This window comes from Clostridium sp. LXY-7, from assembly GCF_056172015.1.
Genome location: NZ_JBLLJL010000007.1, coordinates 107,596 through 130,017 on the forward strand (window position 1 = coordinate 107,596; position 22,422 = coordinate 130,017).

A 22,422-nucleotide genomic window follows, 5' to 3' on the forward strand; every position below is an offset into this window, starting at 1 on the left:
TTTACCTAAGATTATAAACCAAATACTTCTATGTATTCTTTTCATATTATACCATCCTTATGAACGAATATGTATTCATATAACAAAAGATATTACCATAATGTTATGATAATACTTTTTCATGTATTTCAATGGTTGAAACACTCATACCTTACTACTATAATCTTACTTTAGTAAAAACCTCATTTATTTATGGTACGGTTCATTCTTCATTATTCTAAATGCTCTATACACTTGTTCAAGAAGCATTACCCTAAATAATTGATGTGGGAATGTCATTTTAGAAAAACAAAGCTTATAATTAGCTCTTTTTATAATCTGCTCTGATAAACCTAAGCTTCCACCTATTATAAAAACTAAATTTGAATTTCCCATAACTCCGCAGTTATCTATAAAGTTTGCAAATTCTTCTGAAGTTAAGTGCTTTCCTTTTAAATCCATAGCTATTACATATGAATTTTCCTTAATTTTTGATAAAATCAAGGCTCCTTCTTTTTCTTTTATTTGAATTTCCTCTTTTTCTGAAGCATTATCTGGAGTCTTTTCGTCCGGCAGCTCTATTATATCAAGCTTACAGTATCTTGAAAGCCTCTTTGAATATTCATCTATAGCATCTCTTAAATATTTTTCTTTTATTTTTCCTACTGAAATTAATGTTATATTCATTTTCCCTCCTAATGTTCCTTGACACCTTTAATTATTAATCTGAATGTGTTATATAAATTATTATAATCTAAAATAAAAGTACCATCCACTTACAAAATGAATGATACTTTCTTAATATATTTAATTATCTTCTTTTGAAGGCTCTTTACACTCTTCAATAATTGTTTCAGTTATATTTCTTTCATACTCTTGGAAATCTTCATCACTAAAATCTCTATCTATTTTCTCTCCACTCTTTATTAATTTATATCCTCCCCATAGTAATAAAGATGCAACTATAAGGTAATTAATTAAAGAGGTAATAAACCAGTGACGTGTATCAACAAATACTATTGAAAATATTGGCATGATTATATTGTTTAATATAATTAATCCGCTTACTATAAGCAATCCATATCCCACTAGCTTCCTATCAATTTTATAGTTAAAACTACCTTTATAAATCCAATTTATAATTTCTAAATTTTCATCTTTGTTAGAATATCCTTGGGCACACTTTTCAGTTGCATCAAATATACCATAAAACCAGAGTATTGGTAGTATAAAGCAAATAGCTCCTAAATTTAATAATGTAGATATACCTATTATTCCTAAGAACACACTCATAAGTTGTACTCCCTGCTTTAGTAACCCTAAGTACATATGTCCTGCACCTGGCATAAAAGAAAGAACAAAGCTCCAAAACTTACTTTTATTTCTTATATTTCTACCATAGCCATTGTCATAGTTATAATATTTATTTTCTTCCATCCTTATTCCTCCATAAAATTATTTATTCTCAACTCGTTAAATATACGAATCCCTTTTTCAACTTTATCATAAGCCATATAGGAACCTTCTAATATATTATTAAAAATTCCTAATCCGTAAAATAGCAATGTAAAGGTAGCTGCTATAGCATATATCCTGACTTTTTCTCTATGTTTCTTCTTTTCATTCTCTCTAATACTCTTTATCACTGATTTGGACACTGATTGAGGTATTTTAACTTGTTGCTTTTCAATTATATTAATATACTTATCCATGCATAGATTACAGATATACATATGTTCTTGTATCTTTTCCTTTACTGTATCCTCTATATGATTTTCTACAAACTTATTGAGCATTTCTTCATTAAAACAATCCATAAATCATAGCACCCCACTTTCATTAATCTTATCAAATAGTATTTTTCTTGCTCTATATAACCTAGTTTCTACTGTCTTTATACTAATATTTTCTTCTATCGCCATCTCATTATAGCTCTTACCTTTAAAATAATGAGATATGACTGTACTTCTATAGGGTTCATTAAGAGAGTTAACTAAAGTTATAACCTGTTGCTTTTTCTCTCTATCCAAAATTAATTTTTCAAAGCCTTCACTCTTAAATTCTTCTTGTGAGTAGTCTTCAAAATCAGCTATAAACTCCCTAGTTCTTACTGCACTCCGTTTATAATCAATACTTTTGTTAGTGGCTATTCTACATATATAGTTTTTCAAATTGTTCCCATGTACTTGAGGTAGTGCTTTATATAATGATATAAAGGTATCTTGAGTTAAATCTTGTGATTTGAAACTATCTCCAACAATATTTAAACATATTGTGTACACCAAATTTTCATATTTTTTCACTATATATGTAAATGCATTGACATCTCCGTTCAATACTTTTTTTATAATTAACTCATCAATACAAATCACCCCAAACTTTTTAACACTTTCACTATATATATACGAATATCGTCCTCTTTACCCTTCAGTTTTTTTAATAAATTTAAAAATTAAAAAAGACCTAAAAAGTTTAAGAATAATCTTATACCTTTAGATCTTTTAAATAAAGTACTATATACCTTATTTATTTAACGCTTCAAGTGTCCTTGAAGCCATATCTACAATTAATATCCTAACTCTTCATTTAAAAATATTACATGTATCCTACCTCTATTTGATTGTCTTTTTATTACTGTATATTCATTGCATATTCTATCTATGCTACTACAATTTACACAATTACCTATTTGGGTGCAAGGTGTATTCTTGTTTAATCTCTTACAGTTAGCCGGAGCTGAAATTCTTTCATTTCTTATTATAGCTTCATCAATATTCTTTACTATTTTATTTATACCTACAATAACTATGACTTTTTCTGGACCATAAAGCATAGCAGCTACTCTATTTCCATTTCCATCTACATTATATAATTCTCCCTTTTCTGTTATTGCATTAGTACTTGTAAAATAGGCATCCGCAGAAAATGATTTTATAAAAATTTTTTTTATATCTGCTGCTGCTAATCCTTCCTCATATCTATCTAAAAAATTAAATTTTTCACTTCTTAAATAATCTATAACTCCTGTTTCAAATAAAGTCATGGAACCTCCACAACTAACTATTGCACCATCCTCAACTAGCTCATCTATCTTATTAATTAAGTCTTCCTTAGAGTTTACAAAATATCCATCCATATTATTTTTATTTAATTGCTCTATTATCTTATTTATTTTTGTTTCCTTAAGCCATTTTATATTTTTATCCATAAATCTTCCCCCTGTATATTTATACTTATATGTTAAATTATATCATATGATATGTAAAAAGACCTCATTGTTCCTTTAAATAGGTCAATGAGGTCTTATTTATAATTTTTATTATTTACCGCAACATTTCTTGTATTTTTTACCACTTCCACAAGGACAAGCGTCATTTCTTCCAACCTTATTCTCATTTACAACAGTTTTAGAATCTCTCCAAGCTTTTTGAATTTCTTTTCTTTTTTCTGGTGAGAATATTCTATCCCATTGTGGTAATGAATAAAGGTAATCTGCTTTTGAATCTAACATATTAAAATATAATTTTTCATAATCAATTTTAATTTGTACTTCTGAATTTTCATCCATAGATTCTAAATCCAACTCTTTTTCAACACTTTCATTAATCCCATCTAGAAATCCCATAAAATGTATTTCTGATACAGCAAATTCTTTAGCTAATTCACTAATTTTACCTTCAATAACTCCATTAGATATAGCTAAGGCTTTAGTGTAGACTTCCTTTTCTACTATAGCATATTCTTTCCAGAATGCTGGTTCTCCATTTTCTTTAACATATTCTATCACATAGTTAGTCCAGTCATTATATAAACCCATTTTCTTTTCTCCTTTTTATATACGAAAATTTTATTAGTTTTTATTTCATTTATTATAATAAGAAAATAATGTTGTTTCAATGTTTTTTATTTCTGTATCTTTAAACTATTTATCTCTTCTTTTCCAAAAGGCTTAATTATACTATAATTTCCACCTAAAGTTTCTATATTTTTATTTTCAACAGTAATCATTACCTTAGTTACCGTCGATAACTGATCTAAGGAAGACACTATAGCCTTTAACACTGTTTCCTCTTGAGATGGAGTCATATTAAACTCTGCAACAGAGTTCAAATTTATATGTGCAATGCCATCTTTAATAGAAAAGCTTAATAATCTAACATCCTTTGGAAATAACGGTTTACTTTCACTTACCAACGCGGGACCTTTTAAAAGCTCCTGCATTATGAATTCACCTATTAATTGGTCACTACTTGTAACTCTTGTCTCTTTAACTACCTCAGATTTTTCATTACTTTTTGGTCCACCAAAATACAATGAAATCTCTATAGCTTCATTTTTTTCTTCTGCTGTATAAGAACTTTGTATTTTTTCCGTATTCACTATACTTGGTTTGTCTTTCTTTTCAAAAATACCTAATTTCCAAATAACAAATATAGCCACTATAAGTAAACATATAACTATTAATATGTTTATAAAAGCCTTCCTTTTCATGGCCTACCTCCTAATTTAATTATAATTCTACCAGTACACTATGTTTATCTCTATTACACATTGTAAGTGTTATATCCTTATGTATATCTACTGAGTTTTCTCTTAATAAATTAGCAACTGTTTCATAAGCCAATTGAGGATAGTTGTTTGTTTTGCTTAAATGACCTAAATAAATTGTTTTATGATTTTCATCTAAAATATCTAAAATTGCTTTTCCACAATCATCATTAGAGAGATGACCTTCATTGCTTAATATTCTTCTTTTAAGAGGATATGGATATGGTCCAAACTTTAGCATTTCCACATCATGATTACTCTCTAAAAGGATTATATTCGAATTCTTCAATGCATCTTTAACTTCTATGGAAAAATGTCCTAGGTCCGTAGCAATACAAGCTGACTTTCCTTTATGATATATTTTGTATCCTCTAGGTGCTGCTGCATCATGAGATATAGGAAAATTTTCAATAATTAAATCTGCTACTTCATTAAATCTACTTTCAATAAATTTCATATTATGTTCTTTTAATTTTCCTAATTTACCTATCATAGCTCCCCATGTATCACTATTTGCATATATCGGCACATTGTATTTTCTTGAAAATACTCCTACGCCCTTTATATGATCTGAATGCTCATGGGTTACAAAAATAGCATTTATATTGTCAGGGCTAACCCCTACTGCATTTAATTCACCTTCAATAGCCTTGCCTGGCATTCCTGCATCTATTAATATATTGCCACTTTCTCCAGTTACCAATATACTATTACCACTACTACCACTGAATAATGGACAAAATTTCATATAACTCCCCCTCAATATATACTTAAGTTAATCTATAACTCTTTCTATATTTGCACCTAGAGTTTTAAATTTATTCTCGATATGAGGATATCCTCTATCTATATGTTCAATTCCTTCTACTACAGTTGTACCTTGTGCTATAAGCCCAGCTATAACCATAGCTGCACCGGCTCTTAAATCTGTAGCTTTGACATGAGCTCCAGTTAGGTTCTCTACTCCGTCAATTATTGCAACTCTTCCCTCTACCTTTATATTTGCACCCATTTTCTTAAGTTCATCTACATGTTTGAATCTACTTTCCCAAATACTCTCATTTATTATACTTCTTCCTCTTGCAACAGTTAAAAGTGAATTCATTGGTTGCTGAACATCTGTAGGAAATCCTGGATAAGGTAAGGTTTTAATGTTTACACCTTTTAATTTTCCATTAGATTTCACAGTTATTGCATCGTCATGTTCAATTACTTCTGCTCCCATTTCTAACAATTTGGCTGAAATAGATTCAAGATGTTTTGGTATAACATTATTTACTACTACCTCACCTCCACAAGCTGCTGCTGCAATCATAAAAGTTCCTGCTTCTATTTGGTCAGGAATAACTGAATAATCACATCCATGTAGTTTTTCTACACCGGTTATTTTTATTAAGTCAGTACCTGCACCTTTAATATTAGCTCCCATACTATTTAAAAAATTTGCTACATCAACTACATGTGGTTCCTTAGCTGAGTTTTCAAGCATGGTAATTCCTTCTGCCAAAGTAGCTGCAATCATTACATTTATAGTTGCACCCACACTAACTACATCAAAATATATACTTGTTCCTACTAGCCTAGGGGCCTCTATATTTACAGCTCCATGCTCAATAGTAACTTTAGCACCAAGAGCCTCAAAGCCCTTTATATGCTGATCTATAGGTCTAATCCCTATAGGGCATCCCCCTGGTAGTTCTACTCTTGCTTTTTTAAATCTAGAAAGTAGCGCACCTAAAAAATAATAAGATGCTCTCATTCTTCTTACATCTTCTATATTGGCATTGGTTGTTGTGATAGTCTTACTATCGATTGTAATGCTGTTTGAATTTATATCTCTCTTTATCTTACATCCTAAATATTTTAAAATTTTCTCTATACAATTGACGTCCTCAATATTAGGGATATTGTCTATTACTGACACTCCCTCACTTGCAAGAATTGCTGCTGGTAAAATTGCCACCGCCGCATTCTTAGCTCCATTTATATTTATTTCACCTACTAAAGTATTGCCTCCATTTATAACCAATCTATCCATACTGGTATCATCCTCACTATTTTTATCTATGTTAACTTATCAATTAATTCCATCAAATAAAATATCACAATCTTAATTATACCATATAGTGTATATATTTTAATACAAAAAATCAAATATAACCAGCTTTTTATGCTTGTATATTTTTCCAATACAAATTTCTCTAGCATATATCTCATATTTTACACTAAATTATATTGAATTATAATAACTCCTACAATTTTAATGCTATTAGAATAATTTGTATTATGATATAATGTTTATTATTGAAAATAATACTATTTTAATTATGGAGGAGAAAAATGAAGTACAATGTAGTTGCTCTATTAGATGAAAATTCTTCTAGCGAATTTCTATCTATACAGAAAAATTTGAGTAGAAAATATAAATTATATAAAAATATTTCTAATCTCTATATACCACTTGGAACTGTGTATAATGTAGAATTCGAAAAGCTAGATGAAGTTATTACTAAAATAATTTCACCTTATAAAAGATTTAAAATAGGTGTAGGTAATAATTTAGTTATAAATGATAACACAAATACAGTAAGTCTAAGTGTTGAAGATAAAGGCTATATTAATAAAATAACTAGAAATATATTTGATACATTGGATTTACATGGAGTCAACATTAAAGATTGTTCTTATTCTACTTCATTTAAAATGCCTCTTTCTAATGCAAATAACAACATTAGAAAGGCTTTAAGTAATGATACCTTAACTATTGACTCCTCAAAAAGTAAAGATGATATAATCAGTTTTGGTAAAATTGACAAAATTGAAATCTGGAAACAGATTAATAATAAAAAAGAGGTTCTTATTAAATCCTATGTTTTAAAGGATTATTAATTATAACCCCACGGATGAAAGGGTGATTAATATGGATTTACAAAAGTTGTTTTCACTACAAAGGGAATTAGACCACCATATTGAAACTAAACATAATTTACAAGGTGTATCCTTAATTAATAAAAAGATATTAGCCTTAGTTGTAGAGTTAGGGGAACTAGCTAATGAGACCAGATGTTTTAAATTTTGGAGTAATAAAGGTGCGGCCCCTAAGAACGTAATCTTAGAAGAATATGTAGATTGTCTTCACTTTATACTAAGTATTGGTATTACTAGTGGATTTACTAATATATCTCCAAACTTTAATGTATGTGTTAGTGATGATATTGATATAACTGAAATATTATTAGATTTAAATATGACTATAAATAACTTTATGTCAAACCAAAGTATAGGAACATATATTTTAATATTTAACAAGTTCTTCTTACTAGGTGCTGGGCTTAATTTTTCTTTAGATGAAATAGAGTCATCTTATTTAAATAAAAATGAAATAAATCACAAAAGGCAAAATGAAGGCTATTAAATAATTATTGCTATATTAGGGCACACTGTTCTTAAGGACGGTGATTTTATGTGGGGCATAATTTTCTCACTGATAGCAGGTATCACTATGAGTGTTCAAGGTGTATTTAATACTAAGCTATCTGAAAAAATTGGTTTATGGGAGACTAATGTTCTTGCCCAAGGTATAGCTTTCTTGGTAGCAATTATTGCAACTTTTTTCATTGGAGATGGTAGCTTCAGAAGTATAAGAAACGCTAATAAACTTTATTTATTAGGTGGAGTTCTTGGTGCTGTTATTACTTTCACAGTTATGAAAGGTATGTCAGCCCTTGGTCCAACGCTTGCTGTTGCCGCTATATTGATAGCACAGCTTACAGCTGCAGCTCTTATTGACCATTTTGGTCTCTTTGGAGTTCAATGTATAAAGTGTGGACTCAAACAATTTATTGGAGTTGCAATAATGATATTAGGAATTGTAGTTTTCAAATGGAAAGGATAATTTATTATCTTTTCTATTTTTTTAAGTATATAAATTTTTATTGTAAAATACTCTACTAACAGAGATAATTATATTAAGATGACATAATTACTCAAATAATTAATTGGGGGGAACCTTATGGATTTTAAGCAACTTGAAGCCTTTATAACTGTTGCTAAACTAAGAAGTTTTTCTAAGGCTGCAAACGCTATATATTTGTCACAGCCAACTATTAGTTCACATATCTCTAGTTTAGAAAGAGAATTAAATATTCAGCTTTTTGATAGAACTTCTAAAGAAGTTAATTTAACTCCTGCTGGAGAATCTTTTTGGCAATATGCAAACGATATAATAAATACAAGAAATCATGCAGTTATGGAACTTTCAAATTTTAATACCAACATTTCTGGTAGTATAAATATTTCTGCCAGTACAACGCCTTGTAATTCTATTTTGCCTACCCTTATAAACAAATTTAATGAGCTTTATTCTAATGTAAAGTTTAATATAAAAGAGCAAGGTTCTGTGGGCATCATAAAGGACATTATCGAATTGAATTGTGAAATTGGGTTAGTTGGTACTATAATAGATAATTCGAAAATTAAAAGCTACAAAATAACTGAAGATGAACTTGTTGTTGTTTCTAGTCCTAATTTAAACCTACCTGATATTATATGTTTAGAAGAACTGATAAAATATCCTTTCATTATGAGAGAAAAAGAGTCTGCTACAAGACATACTTTAGAAAATCAATTACATAAAAAAGATATTGCACATAATAAAATAAAGACTTTTTGCGAAGTGAATAGTGTACATGCTCAACTTAAATTTATTACTCTTGAAGCTGGTATATCTATAATGAGTAGGAGTATTTGCGATGACTACGTAAAAAATAATATGGTAAAAATAAGTACCGTTTCAGATATAGATTTAAAGAGAGATATTTTTTTAGTTATTAGCTCTAAAAGAACCATTACCCCTATAGCTACAGCTTTCTTTAATATGTGCAAAGAACTTTATAATCTTTAACTAAAGTCCTATAAATTAGTTGGACTTCACTGTTTATAATTAATGATATAAAACCTTAATTATAAATAATTTAATTTATCTATAACATTTATTTAATCCTTCTCATATACTAGTAAGTGTAACAGGTATGGGGAGGATTTTATGTTACTTTTTAATAAAAAGATTGATCCTATTCTTAAAGATGTATTAAATAGAAATTTATATAGTAAACATAGAGTGTTAATTAAATATAATAACATTAAAGAATCTATTGAAAAAAAGATTAAGTCAAATAAATGTAAAGTCATTTTTAACATAGAATCTGTTAACTGTTTATGTGCGGTACTTAGTAACAAAGCTATAAAATCAATTATAGAACTTCCCGAAGTAAAATATGTATGCTTAGATGAATTAGCATTTTTGTGTGGTAAAAATGTTTTATTATCCAATGGTGTATATACTCAAGGATCCAAAAGCGAATTATTATCTGAAAAAGGTTTTACAGGCAAAGGTATTGGTATAGGTATCATAGATAGCGGTGTTTATCCACATCCTGATTTGGTAAATCCTATAAATAAGATTAAATACTTTATGGATTTGGTTAACAATTTATCCTACCCCTATGATGACAATGGTCATGGTACTTTTATATCTGGTGTTGTTAGCGGTAGTGGCACTAGTGGAAAAGCAAAAGATAGAGGAGTTGCTATAAATAGTCATATTGCTATGATAAAAGCTTTCAATAGCTCTGGAAAAGGATATATTTCATCTACTCTATATTCACTAGAAATATTGTATGGTCTTATAGCCGAATATAATTTAAAGGTAATTTGTGCCCCTTTTGAAGTTATAACTATGAATTCTTTTATCTTAGATTTATATGACAAATTATTTACTAGTTTTAAAGATAAAAAAGTTGTTGTTGTAGTTCCTAGTGGGCATAACGAAGCTAGTGAAGATACTATTAAAGGCATTGCTATATCAAATAAGGTTTTAACTATCGGTGGAATGAACACTCATTCTTATTATTCTATAAGTCCTTATTCCTGTTGTGGTTCTAATAAGGTACTTCATAAACCTGATTTTATGGCAGCCAGTGACAATATTATGTCTCTTAATTCAGATATATCCTATATTTCTGAGCGAGATGGAGTGAAGCTCTATCCCCACAGCTTTAAAACACCATATACGGAATATAGCGGTACTTCTATATCTTGTGCCTTCATAGCTGGAGTTTGTGCACTGCTATATGAGATAAATAGTGAATACACTTATGAAGATATTTACTCTCTACTTAAGTTAAATTCAATTCTAATAAATGATAAAAAATATAAACAAGGTAATGGATATATAAAATTATATGAGCTGCTGAATATAAAAAAATAAGACATTCAACTTTGTAGTTGTATGTCTTATTTTAAAATTATTATTTATTATTTATTAATTCTCTTCTAAGGGCATCTAATAAAATACTAGTAGTTCTTTCTCGAATTTTCTGTCTGTCTCCACCTAGTTTTAATTCCCTTGTGGTAACTTCACCTTTATAATATACTCCAATATATACAAGTCCTACTGGCTTTTCTTCTGTTCCACCACCAGGACCTGCAACTCCTGTTGTTGATAATCCTATATGTGATCCTGAAGCCTTGGCTATGCCTACAGCCATCTCTTCAGCCACTTCATGGCTTACAGCACCAAACTTTTCAAGAGTTTTGCTTTTAACTCCTAATCTTTGCATTTTAGCTTCATTACTATAAGTTACCATTCCTTCTAAGAAACTTGATGATATACCTGGATAGTTAATAAGTCTAGCTGACACCATTCCTCCAGTACATGATTCTGCAGTTGATATAGTTAGTTGATTTTTTATTAAAATATCTCCTAAAACCTGTTCTAGAGTTACATCTCCTTCTCCATATACATCATCACCTAGTCTTTTCCTTATTTCCTCTTCCACAGGCTCTATTAAAGCTTTGCAATCCTCTTCATTTTTGCCTTTAGCAGTGATTCTAAATGTAACTTCACCATCCTTAGCATAAGGTGCTACAGTAGGGTTTTCATTATCAAGTAAATCTTCTAGTAATTCTGCTGCAGTGCTTTCTCCTATGCCAATTATCCTAAGTACCTTTGACACTAAAATTTCATTAGAGAACTTCTTTAAAAAAGGAATTACCTCATCCTCAAACATAGGCTTCATTTCTCTTGGTGGTCCTGGAAGCATTACTAATATTTTATTATTTTCATTAATAATACAACCTGGAGCAGTACCATTATTATTCTCTAATACTATAGCCTCTTCTGGAAAATATGCCTGTTTCTTATTGGATGCTCCCATAGGTTTTCCTAATTTATCAAAATATCTTTTTATTCTTTCGTAAGATTCCTCATGTAAAATAGGTTCTTTTCCAAAATACTCAAAAGCAATTTCTTTAGTTAAATCATCTTTAGTTGGACCTAATCCTCCTGTTGTTATAACTAGGTCGGCTCTAGAGAATGCAATCTTATAGGCATCTTTTAATCTATCTTTATTATCTCCTATAACTGATTGATGGTACACAAATATTCCTATATCGCTCAATCTTTTAGCTATATATTGTGCATTTGTATTTACTATATCCCCCAATAACAACTCTGTTCCTACTGCAAGTATCTCACACTTCATATCTTTTACCCCTTTAATTAAATACACTATTTATATTTTTAAATACATCCTTATTTTCTTTTATTTTTTTATCGTTTCCTAACACTGCAATAAAGTTCCTTCTCATTACTTCATTTAATAGTTCACTGTAATTATTTATATCTCCTACAGTAGTGCTAAGAACTTCTTCTCTCTCCTTCTGCCTATCTTCTTTTGTTATTCCCCTTATATACATACTTATAGCTCTATCACCTTTCATCGAAGGCGTAAGTGGCATATCAAAATCACTAATAGTTCCTATTATATATTTTGTCATCTCTCTGTCTGTAGTTTTAAAGTCTCGTAAAAATTTATATGCTTCATTATAAGTTTCTAAGGTTTCTTTTAAATTAGGATCTCTATAGGATGCAAATGCTAAATTACCACTTCTTACTATATTAGCAAAGGCACCATATGCACCACCCTGAACTCTAATTTTATTCCATAAATAATCTAATCCTATAACAGTCTTTAAAACCATCATTTTACCACAATATTCGTATCCTAATTCTTTAAAATTATATCCTTGAGCTACATATTGTACATTTGATGGTGTCAATAATCCTTCATTTTTCTTTTCTTCTCTAAAGTTATATTCCTTTAAAGTAACTCTATCATTAGATAATACTCTTTGCACTTTTATAAGATTTTCTTCTAATACTTTTAGCTCTTCTTCTTCCCCTGTTAAGGCCACAGTTAAATTATTTTTATTAAATATAGTCTTCATTATTTCATATAATTTATTTTTAATAAAATCTATTTTTTCATCAAAATTATTTTCTAAATCCTTTAAAAATTTATAGAATTCATAGCCAGATGTCTTTTCTATATATTGAGAAGGAGGCGAAAAATATGATGCTAATCTTGTTATAACTACCTGATGTCCTCTATCAATTAATCTCATTTCTATTCTAGATATTAGCTGTCTAATTAATTCTCTCATCCTCTTAACATCTTCAAACAGTGAATTTTCTATAATCTCACTTAATATATCTAAGGCCTTAGGTAATTTATCCACCATAACTTTGCAATGTCCCTCTAGGTATGGATAATATTTAAATAATTCTTTATCATCTCCATAAACTTCACTTTTAAAGTAAATTCCTCCAGTATTTATTAATACTTCATTAGATAATTCCGAATAATTATAATTTTTAGTATTTACCTTTCCAAGCATTGTACTCAATAAACTTATATATGGAATATCCTCTTCCTTTATCACCTTTGCATCAAACATAAAGTTTATATAAGCTATTTTGCTTGTAAAAGTATTGTGCATTAATATTTTACTTCCTTGAAATTCAAAGCTTTTAACCTCTAGTTCATCTACACCCTTATCTATATCATCTAATGACAGCATAGGAATAGTCTCTAATACTTCCTTAGAATCTGGTGTAGTCTGTCTTACCATTAATGCCCTTGTTTCATCAACAATCCTCTCTAAATCTTCCTCATTTAAATTTTTCTTATAGCTATAAAGCTGTTCTTTAAGTTCTTCCTCTTTTCTATGAGCTAATCCTTTATCAGGTTTTAAAACTAATAAAGAGCTATGAGGATTATTTAGTATATACTTATCAATGATGTTCTCAAAATATTTACTTTCATGAGCAGTTTTTATTTTCTCTAAAATCTTTTCATATCTCATATGAATTAATGGATCTCCACCATAAAGCCAACTATCCATAGCCGTCATATAATAGAATAATCCTTTAGGAAAACCTTGAAAATCTGCCTCTCTTAGCTTAAATTCAGTTATGTTTATACAACCTTCAATAAGTTTTTTATCTATCCCATCTCTAACTAAAGTTGTTAGTGTATCAAAAACTACCTTCTTAAATTCTTCTCTCTTATTTTCCTCACTATTTTTTACTACTATGCTAAAAACAGGTTGAAGAATTCCATTATCAAAGCTTCCATATACATCTTTACCTATTCCTGAATCAAGAATTGCTTTTTTTAATGGAGCTCCTTGAGCCTCTAATAATATATATTCTAGTATATCTAGTGCTAAATATAATTCTTCATCCACTGATTTTCCTGTAACAAAGTTTAATGATAGGAATGTTTTCTCCTCTTCATTATCATCTTCTGATATTGAATAATTCTCTATTACTTCCTTCATCTCTTTGTAAGCCTTTTGCGGATTTATTGTAGCATCTATTTGTTTTTTATCGAAATTAACCAAATAATTGTCATTTATAAAAGAAAGCATCTTATCTAGATTACCATCTCCATATAAGAATATATAACTGTTAGATGGATGATAATACTTTGTATGAAAGGCTAAGAACTCATCATAGTTTAATTCCGGAATGAAATCAGGATCTCCGCCAGATTCAAATCCATAAGTATTATCTGGGAACAAAGTTTCCTGAATCTTTCTCATTAAAACTCCATCTGGAGAAGAAAATGCACCTTTCATCTCATTATAGACTACTCCTTTATAGGTTAAATCACTTTCTTTATCTTCTAAATCATAATGCCATCCTTCTTGCATTAATATTTCTTTTGTATTATATATGTTAGGATAAAATACTGCATCTAGATATACATCCATCAAATTAAAAAAGTCTTTTTCATTTTTGCTTGCTATTGGATATATGGTTTTATCACTAAAAGTCATTGCATTTAAGAATGTATTTAATGATCCCTTTATTAGTTCCACAAATGGCTCTTTTGTAGGAAACTTTCTTGACCCGCAAAGTACACTATGTTCAAGAATATGTGCAACTCCAGTGTCATCACTTGGGGGAGTTTTAAACCCTATAGAAAAGACTTTATTACTATCATCGTTTTCCATATGTAAAAGTTTAGCACCAGTATTTTCATGCTCGAAAATTCTAGCTTTCGAGTTAATCTCTTCAATATATTCTTCATGCTTTAATATAAAACCATGGTAATTTTCTCCTAGTTTATAATTCATAACAAACCTCCTCATATCTTTTATATAATAATTCTACTACTATTCTTTGTTAGTAAGATTTTAATATTCAATTAATAATTTTTTACACACCGTTCTCTTTAAGACTTATAAAATTCATTTTTAAAGGATTAGCATAATATTTGAGTTATGCTAATCCAAACTTGAATTACACTTTAATAAATTTAAAATAAACTTTCCTAAAGTATTTACAAAATTTAATTCATCGAAATTAAATTCTTTCTTTTGAGCAGACACAGATAAATATAACACTGCTATAGTTTTATCTCTATTCTTTAATGGTAATACTATAATTGATTTCCAATCCGGAATATCTGTAATAATATCTTGTTCTAATATATTATCCCAATCTACAATACATATGTTTTCCCCTGTAGTAATAACCTTTTGTATATTATCTAGATTATATATATTATAACTATTCTGCTTTAAATTATTACTCTTAGATAAATACTCATCTACTATATTTGTACCTTCTATAATAAATAACCCTACATCGTCACATTCTATTATTTCTGTAATTTTATCTAATATATATGATATTTTTTTTTCGAATTCTATATCTTCATTTAGTAAATCAATAAATTCTATTAAAGTAGATACGTTTTTGTAATCTTGATTTCCTGTCCCAACTAATATCCCACTTAATTTATTTGTAGTATTTCCCTTTAGTTTGTATTTTTCATTCCACACCTTTACTGCATTTCTTCCAATATTCTTTGCTTCATATAGTGCTTGATCTACCTTTTCTATAAGCTCTTCATAATTAGTACTATGCTCGGGATAATTAGCTACTCCTAAACTTACAGTTACAGGTCTCTTATCACCAAGAATTTTTTTACTCTCTATTTTTTGTCTTATTTTCTGAGCTACTATCTCTGCACTCCTAACATCTGTATCTGGAAGTATTATGATAAATTCCTCTCCACCATATCTCCCTATTATATCCGTTTGCCTAATATTATTTAAAACAACCTCACATATTTGCTTTAAAACCTTATCTCCACTTCTATGTCCAAAGTTATCATTGATATCTTTAAATTTATCAATATCAAACATAACTATAGAGAATTGGTTATTTAGTTCATAAGATCTATCTATTTCATCTTGAATAGATTTTTCTAAGTACTTTCTAGTAAATGTTCCTGTCAATTTATCGATAGTAGAGCTTATTTTTATATTGTGCTTATCTAATATAATCCCTAATATTTTTGATATAGTTATGCACTGTTCTTTACTATAGTCATTTATATTGTGTAAAATTCTATCACTCTCAATATATATATATCCTAGTACATTGTCATTGTATATAAAATCTGAGTTCCTACTTCCATACTTGCCTATATCTCTCTCACTTTCTAAAATTATAGGTATACACATAACTGCTCTAAGATTATTTTTTAGTTTTTTCCACCTATGTATATTTAAATTGTCATTTTGACTCTCATTAAATATGATAGGTTTAACTTTATTTATACATTGCTTTACAATGGTCATATCATTAGGTAACTCCATAGTCTTATTACTACTAGCGATTACATTACACTGATTATCTTTATCTATAATAATGCTTACTCTACTAGCTAATGTAATGTAGCATATATACTGAGATATAAGCTCTAGATTCTTTAAATTTTCATTACCTAATTTTTTTATTAGATCTTCTAAATTATTTATATCCTTTAATGACATGGTAGAGAAATTTTTTAATGACTCAACAAATTCATTATTTAATACACTTTCTTTATTTAGGTTGTTAAATAATAAATTTATATCCTGTTGATTATTAATTTTTAATGGAATTTCACTAATATTTTTAATATGACAATAATATGTTTTTACTTTATTAAATTTTTTAAAAGGTTCCAATAACTGAATATTTTCTTTGAAAAATTTAACTCTATAATCTAATGGTACTTGTCCAACAACATCGCTTATTATGGCACACGCCTCAAAAAAATATATAATAGAGTAGGAATATTCACCTTTATTATAATAGTAATTTCCAATTTCTAAGTGAATTCGCCAAAGCACCTTAAACTGATCTTCTTTTTTACAATAGTCTAATGCTACATCTAATAATTCTTTATTTTTTTCTACTGACAATACATATTCAATGTAATTTAATAGTGGAATATTAAAGATATTGTCCGTTTCTCTTATCCACTCTTTTATCTTATCAAGCAGTTTTTTAGCCTCTATAAAAAAGCCCCTTTCGATGAAGCTTAGGATGCATTGACATATCAGTTTAACCCTAAAGTTTATGTTTAGTATCTTTTCTCCAATGATAATCAAGTTATTTACTATATCTATATCATTATCATTTGGCCTTAAAATGTGCGCCTTGAGTAGCCTAAATATATCTATATTCCATCTTATGATACAATCTATATCCTTATAAACCTCATGAGCTTTATCTAAATATTCATAAGCTTTTTCTATCTCTCCAAGTTCTTTATTAAGTTCCCATAAGAATAGATAATAATCGCCTATATTTTTACCTTGATTTGGAGCCTTTCTTAATTGGTCTTCACACAATAAATAATACTTATAGGCCTCTTCATAGTTACCCATAATAGTCATTATATAACCTAAATAAGTATAACTATAAAATAACAATGATAGATTTTGATATTTATAGGATTTCTCTACAGATTCCTTGAAATAATTATATGCAGATATTCTATCTAAGTTTATAAAGTGTATAAATCCTATATTCGATAATCCTATTACTTCATAGAATGTATTATTGTTTTCTTTACTTAATTTATATACTTTTTCAAACCAAATTAGAGCTTCATCAAAATCTTGTATATAATCACTATATATAACTCCAATATCATTAAGTATTTTATTTATTCCTTTATTATTTCCAAAATCTTTATATCCCTCTAAGAACTCAGTATACATGTCTAATACTTCATATATTTTATCTTCTAACATCAAAGCAGTGCAGTATATTGTTTTAAAATTCACTTCAAAATCTATATTTCTCTTTTTCGAAAGCTCTAATCCTTGGCTACTAATTTCCTTTACCTTTTCATATTGTTGATTATTTAATAACATTCGACAGAGATTTAGTTTATAATGTAAAGTTCCTTGTATATAATCTACCTTATAAACTAGTTCTCTAGCTTCATCTAAATAACTAATAAAAACCTCTTCATCACCTTGTTCTTCATGAATGCCAATAATTTTGAAGATAAAATCAATTTCCTTCTCCTTTAAATCAATTTTTTTACATAACTCTTTACCCTGTAAGTAATATTTTAAGGCTATACTCTTATCACTATTAAAACTATATAAATCTCCTAATTCCATAAATGTAATAATTATTGTATATAAAAAATTATGTTTATCTTCAAAAGAATTTATTATTTCTAAAACTTTTAAATTATATTTTATAGCTTCATCTACATTCTTTAAAAACACTAACCTTTTAGCGTTTTCTGCATAGTAATGCACTAATTCTCTTTTATTATCTGATTGTTCTAAGTGATGTATAATTTCTTCTAAGTACATATACTCATCTTGCTTATAGTTAGTACATAATATTTTAGCTGCTAACCTATGCTTTTCTCTCTTTTCATCTTTTGAAATATCATTGTACATATAATTTTTTAAAAACTTATTATAAAAGTCAAAAACAAATCCATTATCAGATATCTTTCTACACAGTATACCTTTATCCATTAAGAAATTCATTGTATGACTTATACTTAATATATCTGATGTTGTTGTCATACTTTTTATTATTTCTACAGAAATTGGTGTGTAAAATACAGACACTATTTGAAGTATTTCTAGAGAAAAACTCTCTAATTTTTCTATTTGATTTTTACATGTTTCATCCATATTCCTAGGCATGTAAATCTCATTTTCTGAGTCTTTATACCATGATCCTGTTTTGCTATTAATGTATATTTTTTTTCTAGCTAATAAATCTTTAAGAATCTCTTCAACAAATAAAGGATTACCCATGGTATTTAGATATAACTTATCTGTGAATTTATTGGTAATTTTAGATATATCAAGGATTTCCTTTATCATTAAAACCACTTTTTCTTTATTTAGTGGTTTTAAAATTAAGTCTAACTTTACAAATTCTCTTATGTTTGATAAGAGCTCCATGAATTTTTTGTTTTCTAAACATTCTCCATCTCTATAAGACAATATTATCATTAGCTTTCTGCTATCATTAGAAAGCTTTGTTATAAGATATTGTAATAAATCTATAGTAAATTCATCGCATTTATCTATAGCATCTATTATTATTACTCCTTGCTTATCTGCATAGAATTCTCTTATGAACGATGATATTTTTCCTATTATTACGTATTTTTTTTTATTTTCAGGTAATTGTTTATAATCTTGTAAATCTAAGTTCTGTTTTTTTATCTCAGGTGCAAAATAACTTAATTCGTTTTGATATTTTACTACTAACTCTTTATCTGCATTTGGAATCATTTGTTTTAAAATACTAGACACAACATTTGAGACATCTACTGTTGAGTCAAGACGGGTTTGAACTATTTCTCTATTTAATTTTAAAATATAATCCATATGAGTCAGTAATCTAGTTTTTCCTATACCTATCTCACCATGTATAGTTACAATATTTTTACTATCTTCATTTTTAAATATAAATTCTTTAACGCCTATTAGAGAGTTGATTTCCTCATCTCTCCCAATTATAGGTATGTTTAAGTTTAGCTTTTCTACCTCATCTTTTTTATATATTGCATAATCTTTCTCATATAATTTATTTATTTCTAATATAATATCCTCTATGTTTTTATATATGCTATCTTCCTTATTTACTAAACAGTTATATATTATATGATACAGCTTTTCTCCTAACAGCTCAGAATGACTAGTACAAACACTACTATTTTTACAATTTATAGCTTCTATAATATTACTAGCTTCAATGTCATATCTTAAGATTTTTAATGTCAACCTTAATAATATAACTCCTAAGGAATATATATGGTAATGAATCTCATCTATTTTACCATCATAGTTTGGATTTAGATTTAAAAATAGTACATCATTTTCCTTTACGGAAAAATCATTAATATTCTCTAACTTAAATGTTATTAAATCTTTTATTTTTATTTGGCCATTTTTATCTAAATATATATCATCTAGACTTATCAGTATTTTTTCTTTATTGGACATAAAATATCTTTTAGATATTCTACATATGTCTGAAAAATATTCTATAAGTTTCTCTTCATGAATAAATTGCACTTGGTTTTCTATTTTAAATTCATCACTTATATATTGAGTCGTATAGAAATAATTCTTATGCAATATCTTTTTATTATCTATGTTAGATATAACTCCAAAATCTAAAACTTCGATACCACATTCATTATTAATTCCAGTTAGGCGCTCTAATTTGCTAATACAAAAATTCACAAACTCTTGTGATATATAATTAGAGTTTAGAATATATAGCTTTACTCTTAAAAAATCCTTCATAATATCAATACATTCATAGACGGAATACACTCTATTTTGCTCTAAATTTTCAACTACTCTATATCTATTGTTGATTATTTGCACCTAACCACCCTCCTCTGCTTAAAATTTCAAAGTACTTTTATTTTATCATACCTAAAACTAAACTTAAATATTTTATGTAAATATTTTACATTAGAGAGCATGTTATGTTAGTATTTCATAGCCTGTTTCTGTTACTCTTATGGTATGCTCCCATTGAGCTGATAATGAACCATCTTTAGTAACTGCTGTCCAATCATCTTCTAGTACAATAGCTTCTGGTGCTCCTTCATTGATCATTGGCTCTATAGTAAAAGTCATATTAGGTAATAATATCATACCTTCTCCTCTGTTTCCTATATGAGGAACAAAAGGTTCTTCATGAAACTCGTTTCCTATTCCATGTCCGCCATAATCATATACTACTGAATATCCCTTACTTTTTGCATATTCATTTATTACATATCCAATGTCTCCTAAGGTTTTAAACGGCTTTACTTCTTCAATCCCTCTTCTTAGACATTCCTTTGCAGTTTCAACTAAATCTCTTGCTTTTTCTGATCCATTTCCTACAATAAAGGTTCTATTTGAATCTCCATAATATCCATCTAATATACTAGTTACATCTACATTCACTATATCTCCATCTTTTAATACAATATTTTCACTAGGAATACCATGACATATAACATTGTTTATTGATACACATGTGCTCTTTGGAAATCCATGATATCCAAGTGGCGCTGGATATGCTCCATTAGCTACAGTATATTCATGTACCCATGTGTTTATTTCCTCTGTTGTAATTCCAACTTTTATTTTACTCTCAACCATATCAAGAATTTCTCTAGTTAATTTACAACTTTTTCTTATACCTTCTATATCCTTTTCCCTCTTAATCATTTCCTTAGGTATTACATATCCTAATTCTTCTCCTAATCTATCTAAATATTCATCCTGATTCATGTGGCATTTTTTATATTTTAAACCGCTTCCACACCAACAATTATCATTTCTACTTATTTTATTCATAATCAACCTCCAATAATCTTAATGAAAGTACACCTGTTGCGTATTTTCCTATAAGATTCGCTTTTTATTATATTCTATCATATTTATTATTTTTTATTTCTAACGTAGTAAAAGGTCTTATAGAATCATTCTATAAAACCTAATTTACTCTAAAAAGTATATATATAGATATATCTTTCAGCTTTGTTCTGTAATAATTTCATATACTCATATAGAGATACATTTTTTCTATTCGCAGTATGCTGGGCAACAAAAACATCATATTTCCCAGAGGAAATATTATAATGTTTTCCATGAACTACTTGTGAATGATATGGTAAATTATTATTTTTTATATTACCATACTGAATAACATCTCCAATTTGTATAGAATTATATATGTTCTCAAAATTCTTTAGTGCTTCTTCAACTGTTAATTCTCTATAACTTCTTGCTGTATTGTTTCCTATTCCATTTTCATTTCCCCAGTACTTTCTAAAATATCGGCTACTTCTCCATGTAAGAGAAACTTTCCGAAGCAACTTATAGTCATTTGTATAGCAAAACCAATTTGAAAAACTAGTATAATCTTTCCCTACCACCTCTAAACCACCAGCTCTTAACACCTGAGATACAAAATTAGTGCAATCATCTCCATTATAATGTGGATATTCTTTAATATTCGGTGACTCAGCATAGGCTTCAGCATATACTCTAGCCGCATTTCTATCATATCTAGCTATCTTTCTAATAGTTTTTTTATTACTGCGTAGTGGGGTAATTATGCTCTTCTTTATAATAGCCTTTATTTTATCACTTCTCACAATTTACCTCCTACTAAATACAACTTTTGTATTAGTATATCTTTATTAA

At 28.2% G+C, this 22,422-nt stretch carries 19 protein-coding genes; 5 read left to right on the forward strand and 14 right to left on the reverse strand.

Annotated features, from left to right (window positions below):
• Window positions 1-186: 186 nt before the first annotated feature.
• The 9 genes from rlmH to ACI48Q_RS19335 all read right to left on the reverse strand — a co-directional run bounded on the left by rlmH (window position 187) and on the right by ACI48Q_RS19335 (window position 6,565).
• A complete protein-coding gene (gene rlmH / locus ACI48Q_RS19295) occupies window positions 187-666 on the reverse strand; it encodes a 23S rRNA (pseudouridine(1915)-N(3))-methyltransferase RlmH (protein ID WP_474920752.1) in 480 nt (159 codons plus the stop codon).
• Between the two features lie 120 nt (window positions 667-786).
• Window positions 787-1,416: a hypothetical protein gene (locus ACI48Q_RS19300; protein WP_474920753.1), complete on the reverse strand. Its 630-nt coding sequence runs from the start codon at window positions 1,414-1,416 to the stop codon at window positions 787-789.
• Between the two features lie 2 nt (window positions 1,417-1,418).
• A complete protein-coding gene (locus ACI48Q_RS19305; protein ID WP_474920754.1) occupies window positions 1,419-1,796 on the reverse strand; it encodes a hypothetical protein in 378 nt (125 codons plus the stop codon).
• A gap of 3 nt (window positions 1,797-1,799) precedes the next feature.
• On the reverse strand, window positions 1,800-2,351 hold the full coding sequence (locus tag ACI48Q_RS19310; protein ID WP_474920755.1) for an RNA polymerase sigma factor: 552 nt from the start codon (window positions 2,349-2,351) through the stop codon (window positions 1,800-1,802).
• A 194-nt stretch (window positions 2,352-2,545) separates the two neighbouring features.
• Window positions 2,546-3,187, reverse strand: a complete 642-nt coding sequence (locus ACI48Q_RS19315) for a lactate utilization protein (protein WP_474920756.1) — start codon at window positions 3,185-3,187, stop codon at window positions 2,546-2,548.
• Between the two features lie 111 nt (window positions 3,188-3,298).
• Window positions 3,299-3,796: an SEC-C metal-binding domain-containing protein gene (locus ACI48Q_RS19320; RefSeq protein WP_474920757.1), complete on the reverse strand. Its 498-nt coding sequence runs from the start codon at window positions 3,794-3,796 to the stop codon at window positions 3,299-3,301.
• 86 nt (window positions 3,797-3,882) lie between these two features.
• A complete protein-coding gene (locus ACI48Q_RS19325; protein ID WP_474920758.1) occupies window positions 3,883-4,470 on the reverse strand; it encodes a GerMN domain-containing protein in 588 nt (195 codons plus the stop codon).
• 19 nt (window positions 4,471-4,489) lie between these two features.
• Window positions 4,490-5,275 (reverse strand): MBL fold metallo-hydrolase, encoded by a 786-nt coding sequence (locus ACI48Q_RS19330; RefSeq protein WP_474920759.1) that lies wholly within the window; start codon window positions 5,273-5,275, stop codon window positions 4,490-4,492.
• Between the two features lie 27 nt (window positions 5,276-5,302).
• Entirely contained in the window at window positions 5,303-6,565 is a 1,263-nt protein-coding gene (locus ACI48Q_RS19335) for a UDP-N-acetylglucosamine 1-carboxyvinyltransferase (RefSeq protein ID WP_474920760.1), read from the reverse strand.
• Between the two features lie 302 nt (window positions 6,566-6,867).
• On the opposite strand from ACI48Q_RS19335, the gene ACI48Q_RS19340 reads away from it, so the two are divergent.
• The 5 genes from ACI48Q_RS19340 to ACI48Q_RS19360 all read left to right on the forward strand — a co-directional run bounded on the left by ACI48Q_RS19340 (window position 6,868) and on the right by ACI48Q_RS19360 (window position 10,795).
• The gene (locus tag ACI48Q_RS19340; RefSeq protein WP_474920761.1) at window positions 6,868-7,416 is read left to right on the forward strand and encodes a hypothetical protein; all 549 of its coding nucleotides are present in this window, start codon (window positions 6,868-6,870) and stop codon (window positions 7,414-7,416) included.
• A gap of 31 nt (window positions 7,417-7,447) precedes the next feature.
• A complete protein-coding gene (locus ACI48Q_RS19345; RefSeq protein ID WP_474920762.1) occupies window positions 7,448-7,942 on the forward strand; it encodes a dUTP diphosphatase in 495 nt (164 codons plus the stop codon).
• Between the two features lie 48 nt (window positions 7,943-7,990).
• Window positions 7,991-8,422, forward strand: a complete 432-nt coding sequence (locus ACI48Q_RS19350) for a DMT family transporter (RefSeq protein WP_474920763.1) — start codon at window positions 7,991-7,993, stop codon at window positions 8,420-8,422.
• A gap of 117 nt (window positions 8,423-8,539) precedes the next feature.
• Window positions 8,540-9,430 carry a selenium metabolism-associated LysR family transcriptional regulator gene (locus ACI48Q_RS19355; RefSeq protein WP_474920764.1) on the forward strand — a complete coding sequence of 297 codons (891 nt, stop codon included), beginning with the start codon at window positions 8,540-8,542 and terminating at the stop codon, window positions 9,428-9,430.
• Window positions 9,431-9,571: 141 nt separating this feature from the next.
• On the forward strand, window positions 9,572-10,795 hold the full coding sequence (locus tag ACI48Q_RS19360; RefSeq protein WP_474920765.1) for a S8 family serine peptidase: 1,224 nt from the start codon (window positions 9,572-9,574) through the stop codon (window positions 10,793-10,795).
• A 40-nt stretch (window positions 10,796-10,835) separates the two neighbouring features.
• On the opposite strand, the gene ACI48Q_RS19365 is transcribed toward ACI48Q_RS19360, so the two are convergent.
• The 5 genes from ACI48Q_RS19365 to ACI48Q_RS19385 form a co-directional block, all read right to left on the reverse strand.
• On the reverse strand, window positions 10,836-12,071 hold the full coding sequence (locus tag ACI48Q_RS19365; RefSeq protein ID WP_474920766.1) for a competence/damage-inducible protein A: 1,236 nt from the start codon (window positions 12,069-12,071) through the stop codon (window positions 10,836-10,838).
• A gap of 13 nt (window positions 12,072-12,084) precedes the next feature.
• A complete protein-coding gene (locus ACI48Q_RS19370; protein ID WP_474920767.1) occupies window positions 12,085-15,012 on the reverse strand; it encodes an insulinase family protein in 2,928 nt (975 codons plus the stop codon).
• Window positions 15,013-15,162: 150 nt separating this feature from the next.
• Window positions 15,163-20,601: a diguanylate cyclase gene (locus tag ACI48Q_RS19375; RefSeq protein WP_474920768.1), complete on the reverse strand. Its 5,439-nt coding sequence runs from the start codon at window positions 20,599-20,601 to the stop codon at window positions 15,163-15,165.
• 102 nt (window positions 20,602-20,703) lie between these two features.
• Window positions 20,704-21,570, reverse strand: a complete 867-nt coding sequence (map, locus tag ACI48Q_RS19380) for a type I methionyl aminopeptidase (protein WP_474920769.1) — start codon at window positions 21,568-21,570, stop codon at window positions 20,704-20,706.
• A gap of 149 nt (window positions 21,571-21,719) precedes the next feature.
• A complete protein-coding gene (locus tag ACI48Q_RS19385) occupies window positions 21,720-22,373 on the reverse strand; it encodes an amidase domain-containing protein (RefSeq protein ID WP_474920770.1) in 654 nt (217 codons plus the stop codon).
• Window positions 22,374-22,422 lie beyond the last annotated feature (49 nt).

Bases quoted from the DNA above. Each gene is read 5' to 3' on its own strand.
- ACI48Q_RS19365 (WP_474920766.1), bottom strand. From the start codon at position 12,071: ATGAAGTGTGAGATACTTGCAGTAGGAACAGAGTTGTTATTGGGGGAT.
- ACI48Q_RS19305 (WP_474920754.1), bottom strand. From the start codon at position 1,796: ATGGATTGTTTTAATGAAGAAATGCTCAATAAGTTTGTAGAAAATCAT.
- ACI48Q_RS19355 (WP_474920764.1), top strand. From the start codon at position 8,540: ATGGATTTTAAGCAACTTGAAGCCTTTATAACTGTTGCTAAACTAAGA.
- ACI48Q_RS19340 (WP_474920761.1), top strand. From the start codon at position 6,868: ATGAAGTACAATGTAGTTGCTCTATTAGATGAAAATTCTTCTAGCGAA.
- ACI48Q_RS19335 (WP_474920760.1), bottom strand. From the start codon at position 6,565: ATGGATAGATTGGTTATAAATGGAGGCAATACTTTAGTAGGTGAAATA.
- ACI48Q_RS19350 (WP_474920763.1), top strand. From the start codon at position 7,991: ATGTGGGGCATAATTTTCTCACTGATAGCAGGTATCACTATGAGTGTT.
- ACI48Q_RS19370 (WP_474920767.1), bottom strand. From the start codon at position 15,012: ATGAATTATAAACTAGGAGAAAATTACCATGGTTTTATATTAAAGCAT.
- ACI48Q_RS19360 (WP_474920765.1), top strand. From the start codon at position 9,572: ATGTTACTTTTTAATAAAAAGATTGATCCTATTCTTAAAGATGTATTA.
- map (WP_474920769.1), bottom strand. From the start codon at position 21,570: ATGAATAAAATAAGTAGAAATGATAATTGTTGGTGTGGAAGCGGTTTA.
- ACI48Q_RS19300 (WP_474920753.1), bottom strand. From the start codon at position 1,416: ATGGAAGAAAATAAATATTATAACTATGACAATGGCTATGGTAGAAAT.
- ACI48Q_RS19315 (WP_474920756.1), bottom strand. From the start codon at position 3,187: ATGGATAAAAATATAAAATGGCTTAAGGAAACAAAAATAAATAAGATA.
- rlmH (WP_474920752.1), bottom strand. From the start codon at position 666: ATGAATATAACATTAATTTCAGTAGGAAAAATAAAAGAAAAATATTTA.
- ACI48Q_RS19320 (WP_474920757.1), bottom strand. From the start codon at position 3,796: ATGGGTTTATATAATGACTGGACTAACTATGTGATAGAATATGTTAAA.
- ACI48Q_RS19345 (WP_474920762.1), top strand. From the start codon at position 7,448: ATGGATTTACAAAAGTTGTTTTCACTACAAAGGGAATTAGACCACCAT.
- ACI48Q_RS19325 (WP_474920758.1), bottom strand. From the start codon at position 4,470: ATGAAAAGGAAGGCTTTTATAAACATATTAATAGTTATATGTTTACTT.
- ACI48Q_RS19330 (WP_474920759.1), bottom strand. From the start codon at position 5,275: ATGAAATTTTGTCCATTATTCAGTGGTAGTAGTGGTAATAGTATATTG.